Origin of the sequence: Streptomyces sp. Q6 (genome assembly GCF_036967205.1) — a bacterium.
In the GTDB taxonomy this organism is placed as follows: domain Bacteria; phylum Actinomycetota; class Actinomycetes; order Streptomycetales; family Streptomycetaceae; genus Streptomyces; species Streptomyces citrinus.
This window is the reverse complement of sequence record NZ_CP146022.1, coordinates 3,340,991-3,356,402: the sequence shown is the minus strand read 5'-3', so window position 1 is coordinate 3,356,402 and position 15,412 is coordinate 3,340,991. Positions and strand designations below refer to the sequence as shown.

Genomic DNA, 15,412 nt, shown 5'->3' with positions numbered 1-15,412 from the left:
GTACGTAGCTTCCGGGCCCCCCTTTCGCGTACCTTTGACGGCTGCCCAGCACGTCAGAAGGGGGCCCGGTGGCCGCTCAGGCTCAGCACGATTCAGCGGTGAACTCGGAAGTCTCGAACATCTCGGACACCATGAGTGCGGACTCGGTCCGTGACCGCGAGATCGGCGTCGAACAGGACCATCTCGACGCCGTCTACCGCCGTCTCGAAGAGAAGATCCACGAGGCCGAGTTCCTGATGGACGACGCCGCCAAGCGCGGTCAGGTCGGCACGCCCGGAGCGCTGGCCGAGCGCGACGCGCAGGTCTTCCGCGCGGGCATCCACCTCAACCGCCTCAACAACGAGTTCGAGGACTTCCTCTTCGGCCGGATCGACCTGTTGCTCGGCAAGGACGGCAAGAAGGGCCCGGACGGCGCGTACACCGCGGTCGAACCGGCCGAGGGCGCCGTCCGCGACGACAACACCGCCGACATCGCCGAGACCCTGCACATCGGCCGGATCGGGGTGCTCGACGCGGACTACTCGCCGCTCGTCATCGACTGGCGGGCGCCCGCCGCCGCACCGTTCTACCGCTCGACACCGGTCGACCCGGGGCGCGTCGTGCGCCGCCGCGTCATCCGCTCCAAGGGCCGCAAGGTCCTCGGCGTCGAGGACGACCTGATGCGCCCCGAGCTGACCGCGTACCTCGACGGTACGGAGCTGCCCGCCATCGGCGACGGCGCGCTCATGGCCGCCCTCGGCCAGGCCCGCAGCCACTCCATGCGCGACATCGTGGCCTCCATCCAGGCCGAGCAGGACCTGGTCATCCGCGCCCCCGCCGCCTCGGTGACGTACGTGGAGGGCGGCCCCGGCACCGGCAAGACGGCGGTGGCGCTGCACCGCGCCGCGTACCTGCTCTACCAGGACCGGCGGCGCTACGCGGGCGGCATCCTGATCGTCTCGCCGACGCCGCTGCTCGTCGCCTACACCGAGGGCGTGCTGCCCTCCCTCGGCGAGGAGGGCCAGGTCGCGATCCGCGCGGTCGGCTCGCTCGTCGACGGGGCCGAGGCCACCGAGTACGACAGCCCGGCCGTGGCCCGCGTCAAGGGCTCCTCACGGATGCTGACGGTGCTGCGCAGGGCCGCCCGGGGCGCCCTGGAGTCGGGGCGGCCCGCGCGGCCCGCCCAGGACCAGGAGCAGCTGGCCTTCGGCGACCCGGACGACGACGAGACGCCGTCCGCCCCCGAGGAGACCCCCACCCGGCTGCGGGTCGTCGCCTTCGGCCGCCGCCTCGAACTGGAGGCGGGCGAGCTGAACCGCATCCGGCAGACGGCCCTCAGCGGCACCGCTCCGGTCAACCACCTGCGGCCGCGCGCCCGCAGGCTGCTCCTCGACGCGCTGTGGAACCAGTCCGGGGCCGGGAGCCGCCACTCCGACCCCGAGCTGGCCGCCGAACTGCGCTCGTCCTTCGACGAGGACGTCACGTCCGAGGACACCTTCATCCGGTTCCTCGACGCGTGGTGGCCGGAACTGACGCCCCGCGCGGTGCTGTCCGCGATGTCCGACGAGCGGCGCCTGGGCCGCTGGGCCCGCCGCGTCCTGAACCCGGGCGAGGTCCGCAAGCTCGCCCGCTCCCTGAAGCGCGACGCCCTCTCGGTGCACGACGTGGCCCTCCTCGACGAGCTGAACGCCGTCCTCGGCACCCCGGCCCGCCCGAAGAAGAAGCGCGCGTACGACCCGCTCGACCAGCTCTCCGGACTGGAGGAGCTGATGCCCGTACGCGAGGAGACGCAGTACGAGCGTGCCGAGCGGCTCGCGCAGGAGCGCACCGAGTACGCGCACGTCATCGTCGACGAGGCGCAGGACCTCACGCCGATGCAGTGGCGGATGGTCGGCCGCCGCGGCCGGCACGCGACGTGGACGATCGTCGGCGACCCGGCCCAGTCCTCCTGGTCGACGCCGGACGAGGCGGCCGAGGCCCGTGACGAGGCGCTCGGCTCCCGCCCGCGCCGCCGCTTCACGCTCACGGTCAACTACCGCAACCCGTCGGAGATCGCGGATCTCGCGGCCAAGGTCCTCGCGCTCGCGATGCCGGGCTCCGCGTCCCCGTCGGCGGTCCGCTCGACGGGCGTCGAGCCCCGTTTCGTGACGACGAGCAAAGGACACGGCACGGTCGCACGGGACCGGCTGGGCGACACCGTCCGCGAGGAGGCCGCGCGCCTCCTGGACCGGGTCGACGGCACGGTCGGTGTCGTCGTGGCGATGAACCGGCGCGCGGAGGCGGCCCGGTGGCTCGCGGGGCTCGGCGAGCGGGTCGTCGCGCTCGGCTCGCTGGAGGCCAAGGGCCTGGAGTACGACGCGTCGATCGTGGTCTCGCCGGCGGAGATCGCGGACGAGTCCCCGGCCGGCCTGCGGGTCCTGTACGTGGCGCTGACCCGTGCCACGCAGCAGCTCACGGTGGTCTCCACGGACCGTGACGAACCGGACGGGAGCGGGGTCCCGGACCTGCTGCGCGACTGACCCTTGTCTCGTCAGCCTCCGGTGTTACCGTTGATGACGGCACCGGCTCGATCCAAGCCCCCGGGCCCAACCTTCGTCCCTCAGAGGGACCACTTGCCGCGAGGCGAGCATGGCGGGTCGGTGTCATGAACGTGGATGAGGCCCACGTCACTTCGGTGACGTGGGCCTCTTTCCGTTTGCTCTTTCTGTTTCCGCCGACTTCTCGTATGGTGGAAGTCAGTTTCCAAAATAGAGATGAACGTAAGGTTCAAAATCCGATGCGGCTACCACGTACTCGCCGGTAGGTGCGACCATCGGACGGCAACAGCTCCACGGTGAAAGCAGAGGAAGTCGGCCATGGCAACGGCGCCCAGCGTCTCCTACTCGATGACGGTCCGGTTGGAGGTGCCCGCGAGCGGAACCGCTGTCTCGCAGCTCACCACTGCCGTGGAGTCCTCCGGGGGCTCGGTGACCGGCCTCGACGTCACCGCTTCCGGTCACGAGAAGCTCCGGATCGACGTCACGATCGCGGCCACCTCGACCTCCCACGCGGAGGAGATCGTCGAGGAACTGCGCGGCATCGAGGGTGTGACGCTCGGCAAGGTCTCCGACCGTACGTTCCTCATGCACCTCGGCGGCAAGATCGAGATGCAGTCCAAGCACCCCATCCGCAACCGTGACGACCTCTCCATGGTCTACACGCCGGGTGTGGCGCGCGTCTGCATGGCGATCGCCGAGAACCCCGAGGACGCCCGCCGTCTGACCATCAAGCGCAACACGGTTGCGGTCGTGACGGACGGCTCCGCGGTCCTCGGCCTCGGCAACATCGGCCCGATGGCCGCCATGCCGGTCATGGAGGGCAAGGCGGCCCTCTTCAAGCGGTTCGCCGACATCGATGCCTGGCCGATCTGCCTGGACACCCAGGACACCGACGCCATCGTCGAGATCGTCAAGGCGATCGCCCCCGGCTTCGCGGGCATCAACCTGGAGGACATCTCCGCGCCCCGCTGCTTCGAGATCGAGGCCCGGCTGCGCGAGGCCCTCGACATCCCCGTCTTCCACGACGACCAGCACGGCACCGCGATCGTCGTCCTCGCCGCCCTGACCAACGCACTTCGCGTCGCGAACAAGGCAATTGGGGACATCCGGGTCGTGATGTCGGGCGCCGGCGCGGCCGGTACCGCCATCCTCAAGCTGCTCCTCGCTGCGGGTGTGAAGAACGCGGTCGTGGCCGACATCCACGGCGTCGTGCACGCCGACCGCGAGGACCTGGTGGACGCCGACAGCGACTCGCCGCTGCGCTGGATCGCGGACAACACCAACCCCGAGGGCCTGACCGGCACGCTCAAGGAAGCGGTCGTCGGCGCGGACGTCTTCATCGGCGTCTCGGCCCCGAACGTGCTGAACGGCGACGACGTCGCGGCCATGGCCGACGGCGCCATCGTGTTCGCGCTCGCGAACCCGGACCCCGAGGTCGACCCCGCGATCGCCCGTCAGACGGCGGCAGTTGTGGCCACGGGCCGCTCCGACTTCCCGAACCAGATCAACAACGTCCTCGTCTTCCCGGGCGTCTTCCGCGGCCTGCTCGACGCCCAGTCGCGTACGGTCAACACGGAGATGATGCTGGCCGCGGCGACCGCCCTGGCCGACGTGGTGAGCGAGGACGAGCTCAACCCGAACTACATCATTCCGTCCGTCTTCAACGACAAGGTCGCGGGCGCCGTAGCGGGCGCCGTGCGGAACGCCGCGAAGGCGGCCGGAGTCGTTGTGACGGGAACCACGACCGCCTGAGGCCCGGCGCGTCGCGGAATGCGGGGCCCTTCCGGGCCCTCTAGGGTGGCCGGGAAGCAGGCCCCCCAAGGGCGTCCCGCCCCCGGTGGTGGCGCTGTCCGTGTGACCCCCAAGGGTGCCGGATTGGCTTTACCGCCGCTGGTGGGGGCAGGATGCGTCTTCGGGCGCGAGGGTCTGGACGACGGACCCGGGTCCTGGGCCTGACCGAGACCCTGGCAGCATCGGCTTCGCTGTTGCCCAACACGCGGCCTGTCCGCGTGGCACGCCTCAACGGCAAGAAGAACACGGGAGTACAAACATGAACCGCAGTGAGCTGGTGGCCGCGCTGGCCGACCGCGCCGAGGTGACTCGCAAGGACGCCGACGCCGTGCTGGCCGCGTTCGCCGAGACCGTCGGCGAGATCGTTGCCAAGGGCGACGAGAAGGTCACCATCCCCGGCTTCCTGACCTTCGAGCGCACCCACCGTGCCGCTCGCACCGCCCGTAACCCGCAGACCGGCGAGCCGATCAACATTCCGGCCGGTTACAGCGTCAAGGTTTCGGCGGGCTCCAAGCTCAAGGAAGCCGCCAAGGGTAAGTAACCTTCGGCTACGTGAAGGGCGGCCACCCGGGTTTCCGGGTGGCCGCCCTTTCGCATGGGTCAGCCGGCCGTCCGCCCCAGCACGACCTCGTCCAGGGACGCCACGACCGTCGTACGGGGCCCGGGGGCGATCCCGGGCACGGACGGCACCGCCAGCAGCCGGCACCCCGCGGCGAGCGCGGCCGCGGCCCCGGTCGGCGTGTCCTCGACGGCGAGACAGTCCACCGGGTCCACACCGAGCGCCCGCGCGGCGGCCAGGTACGGGTCGGGATGCGGCTTTCCGCGCACGGTGTCCCCGTTCGTCACCGACGCCGCGAACCGCTCGACCCCGAGCACCTTGATGACCCGCTCCGCCACATGCCGCTCAGAAGCCGTCACAAGGGCCACAGGGACGCTCAGCGCCCGCGCCCCGTCCAGCAGTCGCAGCGCGCCCGGCTGCACCCGCACACCGGCGGTCACGGCCGCCGTGAACTCCCGGTCGAGCCAGGCGTACGCGTCCTCGTACGACGACGCGGTGAGCCCCTCGTCCACACAGCGCCGCGCCGCGTCCGCGATCGTCAGTCCGGCGAACGCGTCGAGCCCCTCCGAGGCACCGACGAAGCGGCCCACGACGGCGAGCCACGCCCGCTCCGTGTCGACGAGCGTGCCGTCCATGTCGGTCAGCAGGGCGGCGGGGCGGGGAAGTCGGATCATCAGGGGTCTCGCTGAACCTGTCGTCGGTCAGGCGTCGTCATACGCCGATGGGGCCACCGGGTTGTCCCGGCGGCCCCATCAACGTACGGAAAAGAAGCGGCGCTTAACCCAGCGCCTTCCCCGGAAGCTCAACCTTCGCCCCGAGTTCGACCAGCTTCTCCATGAAGTTCTCGTAACCGCGGTTGATCAGGTCGATGCCGTGGACGCGGGACGTGCCCTGCGCCGCCAGCGCCGCGATCAGGTACGAGAAGCCGCCGCGCAGGTCGGGGATGACCAGGTCGGCGCCCTCCAGCTTGGTCGGGCCCGAAACGACCGCCGAGTGCAGGAAGTTGCGCTGGCCGAAGCGGCAGTCGGAGCCGCCCAGGCACTCGCGGTAGAGCTGGATGTGCGCGCCCATCTGGTTCAGCGCGGAGGTGAAGCCGAGGCGGGACTCGTAGACCGTCTCGTGGACGATCGACAGGCCGGTCGCCTGCGTGAGCGCCACGACGAGCGGCTGCTGCCAGTCCGTCTGGAAGCCGGGGTGGACGTCCGTCTCCAGGGCGATGGACTTCAACTGGCCGCCCGGGTGCCAGAAGCGGATGCCCTCGTCGTCGATCTCGAAGGCGCCGCCGACCTTCCGGTACGTGTTGAGGAACGTCATCATCGAGCGCTGCTGCGCGCCGCGCACGTAGATGTTGCCCTCGGTCGCGAGCGCCGCCGAGGCCCAGGAGGCCGCCTCAAGACGGTCGGACAGCGCGCGGTGCGTGTAGCCGCCGAGCTTGTCCACACCCGTGATGCGGATGGTGCGGTCCGTGTCCATCGCGATGATCGCGCCCATTTTCTGCAGGACGCAGATCAGGTCCTCGATCTCCGGCTCCACGGCCGCGTTCGAGAGCTCCGTGACGCCCTCGGCGAGGACGGCCGTGAGCAGGACCTGCTCGGTGGCGCCCACGGAGGGGTACGGCAGACGGATCTTGGTGCCGCGCAGCCGCTGCGGGGCCTCCAGGTACTGGCCGTCCGCGCGCTTCTCGATCGTCGCGCCGAACTGGCGGAGCACCTCGAAGTGGAAGTCGATCGGCCGGCCGCCGATGTCACAGCCGCCCAGGCCCGGGATGAACGCGTGGCCGAGGCGGTGCAGGAGCGGGCCGCAGAGCAGGATCGGAATGCGCGACGAGCCCGCGTGCGCGTCGATGTCGGCCACGTTCGCCGACTCCACGTGCGACGGGTCCATGACCAGCTCGCCGGGCTCCTCGCCGGGGCGGACCGTCACACCGTGCAGTTGCAGCAGCCCGCGTACGACACGCACGTCACGGATGTCGGGGACATTGCGCAGCCGGCTCGGAGCGCTGCCCAGGAGGGCCGCGACCATGGCCTTGGGCACCAGGTTCTTGGCGCCGCGGACACGGATCTCGCCCTCCAGCGGGGTTCCGCCGTGGACAAGCAGTACGTCGTCAATGCCGGTGACGGTCATGAATCTCGCGTTCCGATGAGATGGGCAGGTGGCCAAGGGACAAGGGTAAGGGCCGCCTCCCCCTGTTCCGTAAGCCCGCGGACGCTCCGGAAGCGTCATGACTTCGCTACAACACGAACCGTTGCGAATCGGGCACATGGGGTGACTGGCCCGTAGGTCGTGCCCATTCCGCTTGCCCACACGCTGAGCTGCGTTCACGCGGTTGTCGCGCTTGCATCCCCGCGCGGCGGGAAGATGCGGGATCATGTCAGGCATGACCGAGGTGTCCTCGCTCACAGGGCGGCTGCTCGTGGCCACACCCGCTCTCGCGGACCCGAATTTCGACCGGGCTGTCGTGCTGCTCCTCGACCACGACGAGGAGGGCTCGCTCGGCGTCGTCCTCAACCGGCCCACCCCGGTGGACGTCGGCGACATCCTGGAGGGCTGGGGCGACCTGGCCGGTGAGCCGGGCGTCGTCTTCCAGGGCGGCCCGGTCTCGCTCGACTCGGCGCTCGGTGTCGCGGTCATCCCCGGCGACTCCACGGAGGCCGCGCCGCTCGGCTGGCGCCGGGTGCACGGCGCGATCGGTCTCGTCGACCTGGAGACCCCGCCGGAGCTGCTCGCCGCGGCTCTGGGCTCCCTGCGCATCTTCGCCGGTTACTCCGGCTGGGGCCCGGGACAGCTGGAGGACGAGCTGACCGACGGCGCCTGGTACGTCGTCGAATCGGAGCCCGGGGACGTCTCCGCGACCCGCCCGGAAGGGCTGTGGCGCGCGGTGCTCAGGCGGCAGCGCAGCGAGCTGGCGATGGTGGCGACCTACCCGGACGACCCCTCGCTCAACTGACCGCACGGATCACCGGCGGGACGACTCTTCGCCTGGCGCGCGGCCTTAAGTACCCTTGGCGGTTATGAGCACTCTTGAGCCCGAGCGCGGGACAGGTACGGGGACCCTCGTAGAGCCGACGCCGCAGACGTCGCACGGCGACGGCGACCACGAGCGCTTCGCCCACTATGTCCAGAAGGACAAGATCATGGCGAGCGCCCTGGACGGCACGCCTGTCGTCGCGCTCTGCGGCAAGGTGTGGGTGCCGGGCCGGGACCCGAAGAAGTACCCCGTCTGTCCCATGTGCAAGGAGATCTACGAGTCCATGGGCGCCGGTGGCGACAAGGACGGCGGCAAGGACGGCGGCAAGAAGTAGCTCTGGTTCTCCGACGTGGGGCCCCTGGTGTGCGATGCCGCACGCCGGGGGCCTTTTCCGTACGGCGATCCCCCGCCGGCGATGGTGACGGTGACCGTGGTTTCCCGTACAACGATTCCCCGTACGGCTATGTCCAGTACCGCGGGTTCCCGTACAGCTATGTCCCGTACAGCGGCTGAGGAGTGAAGTGACTGACGTGAGCGGTCTCAGTGAGATGGGCCTCATCCCGGCGCCCCGCCAAGTGGCATGGGGCAACGACTCGTTCGTGCTCGGCGAGGGCACCGGGATCGCCGCGGGGGAGGGCACGCGGGACACCGCGCGCTGGCTGCGTGCCACGCTCGGCGCGGTGACCGGCCTCGAACTGCCCCCGAAGGACGCGGCGGACGCGACGGGCGCGACGGGCGCCGGTGAGTCCGGCGGTGTCATACGGCTGCGCGTCGATCCGGCGCTCGACGCGGAGGCCTACCGGCTGAGCGTCACCGCCGACGGCGTGAGCATCGAGGGCGGCGCCGCGGCCGGCGTCTTCTGGGGCGCCCAGACACTGCGTCAACTCCTCGGCCCCGACGCGTACCGCAGGGCGCCGCTCGCCCCCGGCCGCGTGTGGACCCTCCCGTACGTCACCGTCGAGGACGCCCCGCGCTTCGGCTGGCGCGGCACCATGCTCGACGTCTCACGGCACTTCATGCCGAAGGACGGCGTCCTGCGCCTGCTCGACCTCCTCGCCGCCCACAAGCTCAACGTCTTCCACTTCCACCTCACCGACGACCAGGGCTGGCGCGTCGAGATCAAGCGCCATCCGAAGCTGACGGAGACCGGATCCTGGCGCGCGCGCACCAAGTTCGGCCACCGCGCCTCCCCCCTGTGGGAGGACAAGCCGCACGGCGGCTTCTACACCCAGGACGACATCCGCGAGATCGTCGCCTACGCCCACGCCCGGCATATCGCGGTCGTCCCCGAGATCGACCTGCCCGGCCACTCGCAGGCCGCCATCGCCGCGTACCCGGAACTCGGCAACTCCGATGTCATCGACACCACTTCCCTCCCCGTCTGGGACACCTGGGGCGTCAATCCGAACGTACTCGCCCCCACTGACAACACCCTCCGCTTCTACGAGGGCGTCTTCGAGGAGCTGCTCGACCTGTTCCCGTCCACGTTCATCCACGTGGGCGGCGACGAATGCCCCAAGGACCAGTGGAAGCAGTCACCGACGGCCCAAGCCCGCATCAAGGAGCTGGGACTGGCCGACGAGGACGAGCTCCAGGCCTGGTTCATCCGGCACTTCGACACCTGGCTGAGCGAGCGCGGGCGGCGGCTCATCGGCTGGGACGAGATCCTGGAGGGCGGCCTCGCGCCCGGGGCCACCGTGTCGTCCTGGCGCGGCTATCGGGGCGGCATCACCGCCGCGCAGGCCGGCCACGACGTCGTCATGTGCCCCGAGCAGCAGGTGTACTTGGACCACCGGCAGGCGCCCGGCGAGGACGAGCCGGTGCCGATCGGATACGTGCGCGGCCTGGAGGACGTCTACCGCTTCGAGCCCGTTCCGCCGCAGCTCACCGCGGACGAGGCGCGGCACGTGCTGGGCACCCAGGCCAACCTGTGGACCGAGGTGATGGAGAACGCGCAGCGCGTCGACTACCAGGCGTTCCCCCGCCTGTCCGCGTTCAGCGAGGTCGCGTGGAGCGAGCTGCCCGAACCCGCGGCGCGCGACTACGCGGACTTCGAGCGCCGAATGACCGTCCACTACCGGCGACTTGACGCGCTGGGCGTCGACTACCGTCCGCCGAGTGGCCCGATGCCGTGGCAGCGGCGACCCGGGGTGCTCGGACGCCCGATCGAAGGGGCGCCCCCGAACGTGTGAGCCTGAGACGCGCACGGCGTGTCCCGGCGGTGCGCCGCCGGGGCCGCCCGCCGCCCGTCGGGTGCCACCCGGATCGAGCAGCCTTTATGTCGCCCTTACCTCGCCCGAACGTCACTGAAGCGGGACCGTTCGCGCGCACGGGTGAAGCCATCCGATATCGGTCATCTCCCAGGTGGAAAGGGCGAATGCCGCCTACCGGACCCCCTCGTCGGGCACCCGGGAAGATGTGCCAGAGTTGCCACGTCCGGCCTGTCAGCACGTACCGTACGGCGGAACAGGCGTAACGGCGGTAACGGCTCTCACGCGGCAGACCACGCGGAGATCGCCGGGGCGCTGGTCCGCGCGGCCGGACATCGGGAAGGGGCAGCCGGTTTGACCACGCACGCACCGCAGGCGACACAGGCCGCGGTACTTCCGGGTTCGCTGGACGAGGCCGTCGCGGCGTTGGCCGCCATGCCCGCCGCCGTGCCCGTCGCCGGGGGTACCGACCTCATGGCCCAGGTCAACGCGGGTCAACTCCGCCCCGCGGCCCTCGTCGGCCTCGGCCGGATCAGCGAGATCCGCGGCTGGCAGTACCAGGACGGGCACGCGCTGCTCGGCGCCGGGCTCACCCACGCGCGCATCGGCCGGCCCGACTTCGCCGCGCTCATCCCCGCCCTCGCGGCCGCCTCGCGCGCCGCGGGACCGCCGCAGATCCGCAACGCGGGCACGCTCGGCGGCAACATCGCCTCGGCCGCGCCGACCAACGACACGCTGCCCGTACTGGCCGCCCTGGAAGCCACGTTGATCATCGCGGGGCAGGGTGGCGCGCGCCGCGAAGTGCCGGTCTCGCACCTGCTGGCCGGTATGGAGATGCTGCGTCCGGGCGAGCTGATCGGCTTCGTCCGCGTCCCGCTGCTGCACGCGCCGCAGGTCTTCGTGAAGGCGACCGGACGCACCGGCCCCGCCCGCGCCACCGCGTCCGTCGCGCTCGTCCTCGACCCGGCCAGGCGCGGCGTGCGCTGCGCCGTCGGGGCCATCGCGCCGATGCCGCTGCGGCCCCTGGAGGCCGAGCAGTGGGTCGCCTCGCTCATCGACTGGGACGGCGAGCGCGGCGCACTGGTGCCGGAGGCGCTCCAGGCGTTCGGCGAGTACGTCGCCGCCGCCTGCATCCCGGACCCGGCCCCCGCTCCGGACGGCACGCAGCAGCCGTTGCCGTCCGCCGTACTGCATCTGCGGCGCACGGTCGCCGCGCTGGCCCGACGTGCACTTGGGAGGGCGCTGTCGTGACGAACCCCGGTACCCCTTCTTCGCCCGGTTCCTCCGGAGCGGACGGCTGGGAGCCGTTGCCCCAGGGCGAGTACGACTCCGACGCCACGGCCTTCGTGCAGCTGCCCCCCGAGGGCTTCCCGGACACGGCACCGCTCGCCGCGCCGGGCCACGGCTACGTCCCGCCGCAGATAACGGTGAGCCCGGCCACGGGTGCCGCCGCGACCGACCCGGCGGCGACCGGGGTTTGGGTACTGCCGCAGGATCTGATCGCCCCCGCTTCGGGTGGTGGCGCCGACGGCGGCGTCCCCGGTGGCGCCGGTACGTCGCAGGTCAGCTGGCCCGTGGCGGGTCAGGCCCCGTACGGGGAGCCTGGCCGGCAGGGGCATCAGGAGCATCAGGGACATCAGGAGCACCAGGGGCCGTACGGGCAGCCGTACGTAGAGGCGCGCCACCAGGAGTACGGCGGGTCGTACGAGGGATCGGGTTCGTCGGAACCGTCGGGACCGTCGGGGCCGCCGAGTTCGTCGGGTTCATACGAAGAGTCCGGCGCGGGGGCGTATCAGGCTGGACCCGGGCAGACCGGGCAGTGGTCGATTCCCGTGGCGAACGGTGATCTCCCGGACGAATCGGGTGAGTTCACGCAGTCGTCGCTCGCCGCGCAGTGGGGCGACCGGACGCCGCCCCCCACACTGCCCGGCGGCGCACCCGCGCCGTGGGCGTCCGAGCCCTGGGCGCAGCCCGACCCGGAGCCGATGCCGGAACCGGAGGCCGTCGAGGCGGAGTCGGCGCCTGAGGCCGACGTCGATGGTGGCGACGGGGGCGCGGGCGCGGCGGACGACGTGTCCGAACCGGCCAGGGTCTTCGAAGTCGCTGACGCTCCCGACGCCGTCGAGGTCACGGAAGCTGTTGTCGAGGTCTCCGAGGCGGCCGAGCCCGCCGAACCTGAGGCCGAGGTCTCCGGCGAGCCCGACCAGGAGGAGCTCCCCGAAAGCCCTGAGGGCCCCGAGAGCCCCGAGATCATCGAGGCCACCGACCTCTCCGGACCCGCCGATCCGTCCGAGCCCTCCGGTTCCTCCGACCCCGCCGGTTCCTCCGACGCCGCGCTCCCGCTCCACGACGACCACCCCCTCGTCAGCTACGTCCTGCGCGTCAACGGCACCGACCGCCCCGTCACGGACGCCTGGATCGGCGAGTCGCTCCTGTACGTGCTGCGCGAACGCCTCGGCCTCGCGGGTGCCAAGGACGGCTGCTCGCAGGGCGAGTGCGGCGCGTGCAACGTCCAGGTGGACGGCCGCCTCGTCGCCTCCTGCCTGGTGCCGTCGGCGACCGCGGCGGGCAGTGAAGTCCGTACGGTCGAGGGCCTGGCCGAGGACGGACAGCCTTCGGACGTGCAGCGCGCGCTGGCCGCGTGCGGCGCGGTGCAGTGCGGATTCTGCGTACCCGGCATGGCGATGACGGTCCACGACCTGCTGGAGGGGAATCCGAACCCCACCGACCTCGAAGCCCGTCAGGCACTGTGCGGCAACCTCTGCCGCTGCTCCGGATACCGGGGTGTGCTCGACGCGGTGCACCAGGTGTCCGCCGAGCGCAAGGCGAGCGCCGACGCGGCGGGGGCGTCCGCCGAGGACGAGCCCCGCATCCCGCACCAGGCGGGACCGACCCACGGTGAACTGTTCCAGGACGGAGGCCAGGCGTGACGACCGAGACGAACGGGTCGACCGGGATGACGGCCGAGTCCTCCGGAACCCCGGAGCCGGAGGGCATCCCGCACGGTCTGGGCACGACGCTTCCGTCCGTGGAGGCACGCGCGAAGGCCGAGGGCACGTTCCCGTACGCCGCCGATCTGTGGGCCGAGGGGCTGCTCTGGGCGGCGATCCTGCGCTCCCCGCACGCGCACGCGCGCGTGGTCTCCATCGACACGACCCACGCGCGCGAGATGCCCGGCGTCCGCGCGGTCGTCACGCACGAGGACGTCCCCGGCGGCCCGCTGTCCGGCCACCGCACGGCGGACCGCCCGATGTTCGCCTCCGAGGTCGTACGCCACCACGGTGAGGCCCTCGCGGCGGTCGCCGCTGACCACCCGGACACGGCGCGCATGGCGGCGGCGGCCATCATCGTCGAGTACGAGGTCCTTGAGCCGGTCACGGACCCGGAGCAGTCGTTCGCGGCCGAGCCCCTGCACCCCGACGGCAACCTGATCCGTCACATCCCGCTCCGCCACGGCGACGCAGAGGCGACCGGCGAGGTGATCGTCGAGGGCCTGTACCGCATCGGCCGCCAGGACCCGGCGCCCATCGGCGCGGAGGCCGGCCTGGCCGTGCCCCGTCCCGACGGCGGCGTCGAGCTGTACATCGCGTCCACGGACCCGCACGGCGACCGCGATCTGGCGGCGGCCCGCTACGGCCTGGAACAGGACCGCGTCAAGGTCGTCGTCACCGGGGTCGCGGGCGCGACGGCGGACCGCGAGGACCCGAGCTTCCACCTCCCGCTCGGCCTGCTCGCACTGAAGACGGGCTGCCCGGTCAAGCTCGCGGCGACCCGCGAGGAGTCCTTCCTCGGCCATCCGCACCGGCACCCGACCCTGCTGCGCTACCGCCACCACGCGGACGCGGAGGGCAAGCTGGTGAAGGTGGAGGCCCAGATCCTGCTCGACGGCGGCGCGTACGCGGACACGTCGTCGGACGCGCTCGCGGCGGCGGTCGCCTTCGCCTGCGGCCCGTACGTGGTCCCGCACGCCTCGATCGAGGGCTGGGCGGTGCGGACGAACAACCCGCCGTCGGGCCATGTCCGCGGCGAGGGCGCCCTCCAGGTCTGCGCGGCCTACGAGGCCCAGATGGACAAGCTCGCCAAGAAGTTGGGCATGGACCCGGCGGAGCTGCGGATGCGCAACGTCCTGGCGACGGGCGACGTCCTGCCCACCGGCCAGACGGTGACGTGCCCGGCGCCGGTGGCCGAACTCCTCGACGCGGTGCGGGAGTTCCCGCTCCCCGCCCTCCCCAAGGACACCCCGGAAGAGGACTGGCTGCTGCCCGGCGGCCCCGAGGGAGCGGGCGAACCGGGCGCCATCCGCCGGGGCGTCGGCTACGGCATCGGCATGGTGCACATGCTGGGCGCCGAGGGCGCGGACGAGGTGTCGACGGCGACGGTCAAGGTCCAGGGCGGCGTCGCGACGGTCATCTGCGCGGCGGTGGAGACCGGCCAGGGCTTCACCACGCTCGCCCGGCAGATCGTCCAGGACACCCTGGGCATCGACGAGGTGCACGTCGCCCCCGTCGACACGGACCAGCCGCCGGCGGGCCCCGGCTGCCGCGGCCGCCACACCTGGGTGTCGGGCGGGGCGGTGGAGCGCGCGGCGAAGATGGTCCGCACGCAGCTCCTGCAGCCCCTGGCCCACAAGTTCGGCATGTCCACGGAGCTGCTCCAGATCGCGGACGGCAAGATCACCTCGTACGACGGTGTCCTGTCGACGACGGTCGAGGAAGCCATGGAGGGCAAGGAACTCTGGGCCACCGCTCAGTGCCGCCCCCACCCCACGGAGCCCCTGGACGCGACCGGTCAGGGCGATGCCTTCGTCGGCCTCGCGTTCTGCGCGATCCGTGCGGTCGTCGACGTCGACATCGAGATCGGCTCCGTACGCGTCGTCGAACTGGCGGTGGCGCAGGACGTCGGCCGCGTCCTGAACCCCGGCCAACTCGCGGCCCGTATCGAGGCCGGCGTCACGCAGGGCGTCGGCGCGGCGCTCACGGAGAACCTCCGCACCCCGAAGGGCGTGGTCCGCCGCCCCGACCTCACCGGTTACGCCCTGCCGACCTCGCTCGACGCCCCGGACATCCACATCGTGAAGCTGGTGGAGGAGCGGGACGTGGTGGCCCCGTTCGGAGCGAAGGCGGCCAGCGCGGTCCCGGTCGTGGCGTCCCCCGCGGCGGTGGCCTCAGCGGTCCGCGCGGCGACCGGCCGCCCGGTGAACCGCCTGCCGATCCGCCCCCAGGCGGCGGTGGTCGTCCCGGAACCGGCGGAGTCAACTGCCTGACGGCGGTGGGCAGTTACTCCACTCACGGGCCCCTGACTCCGCCCTTTCGAACTGTTACGCCCCGTGGCGTTCTGTGACGTGATCTGTGTTGCCTCTGCCATGGGG

11 protein-coding genes are annotated in these 15,412 nt (G+C 71.7%); 9 read left to right on the top strand and 2 right to left on the bottom strand.

Annotated elements, in window-relative coordinates:
- Positions 1–68 precede the first annotated feature (68 nt).
- The 3 genes from V2W30_RS15570 to V2W30_RS15560 all read left to right on the top strand — a co-directional run bounded on the left by V2W30_RS15570 (position 69) and on the right by V2W30_RS15560 (position 4,848).
- Positions 69–2,498, top strand: a complete 2,430-nt coding sequence (locus V2W30_RS15570) for a HelD family protein (RefSeq protein ID WP_425244543.1) — start codon at positions 69–71, stop codon at positions 2,496–2,498.
- A gap of 336 nt (positions 2,499–2,834) precedes the next feature.
- Entirely contained in the window at positions 2,835–4,268 is a 1,434-nt protein-coding gene (locus V2W30_RS15565; protein ID WP_338697068.1) for an NAD-dependent malic enzyme, read from the top strand.
- 298 nt (positions 4,269–4,566) lie between these two features.
- A complete protein-coding gene (locus tag V2W30_RS15560; protein ID WP_016645140.1) occupies positions 4,567–4,848 on the top strand; it encodes an HU family DNA-binding protein in 282 nt (93 codons plus the stop codon).
- Positions 4,849–4,907: 59 nt separating this feature from the next.
- Here V2W30_RS15560 and V2W30_RS15555 read toward each other — a convergent pair whose 3' ends face one another.
- On the bottom strand, positions 4,908–5,540 hold the full coding sequence (locus V2W30_RS15555) for an HAD family phosphatase (RefSeq protein WP_338697066.1): 633 nt from the start codon (positions 5,538–5,540) through the stop codon (positions 4,908–4,910).
- Between the two features lie 103 nt (positions 5,541–5,643).
- Positions 5,644–6,990, bottom strand: a complete 1,347-nt coding sequence (gene murA, locus V2W30_RS15550) for a UDP-N-acetylglucosamine 1-carboxyvinyltransferase (protein ID WP_338697064.1) — start codon at positions 6,988–6,990, stop codon at positions 5,644–5,646.
- Between the two features lie 253 nt (positions 6,991–7,243).
- On the opposite strand from murA, the gene V2W30_RS15545 reads away from it, so the two are divergent.
- The 6 genes from V2W30_RS15545 to V2W30_RS15520 all read left to right on the top strand — a co-directional run bounded on the left by V2W30_RS15545 (position 7,244) and on the right by V2W30_RS15520 (position 15,307).
- A complete protein-coding gene (locus V2W30_RS15545) occupies positions 7,244–7,813 on the top strand; it encodes a YqgE/AlgH family protein (RefSeq protein ID WP_338697062.1) in 570 nt (189 codons plus the stop codon).
- A 64-nt stretch (positions 7,814–7,877) separates the two neighbouring features.
- On the top strand, positions 7,878–8,168 hold the full coding sequence (locus V2W30_RS15540) for a DUF3039 domain-containing protein (protein ID WP_255976123.1): 291 nt from the start codon (positions 7,878–7,880) through the stop codon (positions 8,166–8,168).
- 214 nt (positions 8,169–8,382) lie between these two features.
- The gene (locus V2W30_RS15535) at positions 8,383–10,026 is read left to right on the top strand and encodes a beta-N-acetylhexosaminidase (RefSeq protein WP_338703626.1); all 1,644 of its coding nucleotides are present in this window, start codon (positions 8,383–8,385) and stop codon (positions 10,024–10,026) included.
- Between the two features lie 372 nt (positions 10,027–10,398).
- Positions 10,399–11,295, top strand: coding sequence for an FAD binding domain-containing protein (locus V2W30_RS15530; protein ID WP_338697055.1), 897 nt, complete (start codon positions 10,399–10,401; stop codon positions 11,293–11,295).
- Positions 11,292–12,974, top strand: coding sequence for a (2Fe-2S)-binding protein (locus tag V2W30_RS15525; protein WP_338697054.1), 1,683 nt, complete (start codon positions 11,292–11,294; stop codon positions 12,972–12,974). Before V2W30_RS15530 ends, V2W30_RS15525 begins: the two co-directional genes overlap by 4 nt.
- A gap of 26 nt (positions 12,975–13,000) precedes the next feature.
- Complete coding sequence (locus V2W30_RS15520) at positions 13,001–15,307, top strand: xanthine dehydrogenase family protein molybdopterin-binding subunit (RefSeq protein WP_338703625.1); 2,307 nt, start codon at positions 13,001–13,003, stop codon at positions 15,305–15,307.
- The last annotated feature ends 105 nt before the right edge of the window (positions 15,308–15,412 follow it).

What these genes read in the sequence shown, in the direction of transcription:
- V2W30_RS15565 (WP_338697068.1), top strand. Translation starts at nt 2,835, where the DNA reads ATGGCAACGGCGCCCAGCGTCTCCTACTCGATGACGGTCCGGTTGGAG.
- V2W30_RS15555 (WP_338697066.1), bottom strand. Translation starts at nt 5,540, where the DNA reads ATGATCCGACTTCCCCGCCCCGCCGCCCTGCTGACCGACATGGACGGC.
- V2W30_RS15560 (WP_016645140.1), top strand. Translation starts at nt 4,567, where the DNA reads ATGAACCGCAGTGAGCTGGTGGCCGCGCTGGCCGACCGCGCCGAGGTG.
- V2W30_RS15545 (WP_338697062.1), top strand. Translation starts at nt 7,244, where the DNA reads ATGACCGAGGTGTCCTCGCTCACAGGGCGGCTGCTCGTGGCCACACCC.
- V2W30_RS15520 (WP_338703625.1), top strand. Translation starts at nt 13,001, where the DNA reads ATGACGGCCGAGTCCTCCGGAACCCCGGAGCCGGAGGGCATCCCGCAC.
- V2W30_RS15540 (WP_255976123.1), top strand. Translation starts at nt 7,878, where the DNA reads ATGAGCACTCTTGAGCCCGAGCGCGGGACAGGTACGGGGACCCTCGTA.
- murA (WP_338697064.1), bottom strand. Translation starts at nt 6,990, where the DNA reads ATGACCGTCACCGGCATTGACGACGTACTGCTTGTCCACGGCGGAACC.
- V2W30_RS15535 (WP_338703626.1), top strand. Translation starts at nt 8,383, where the DNA reads ATGGGCCTCATCCCGGCGCCCCGCCAAGTGGCATGGGGCAACGACTCG.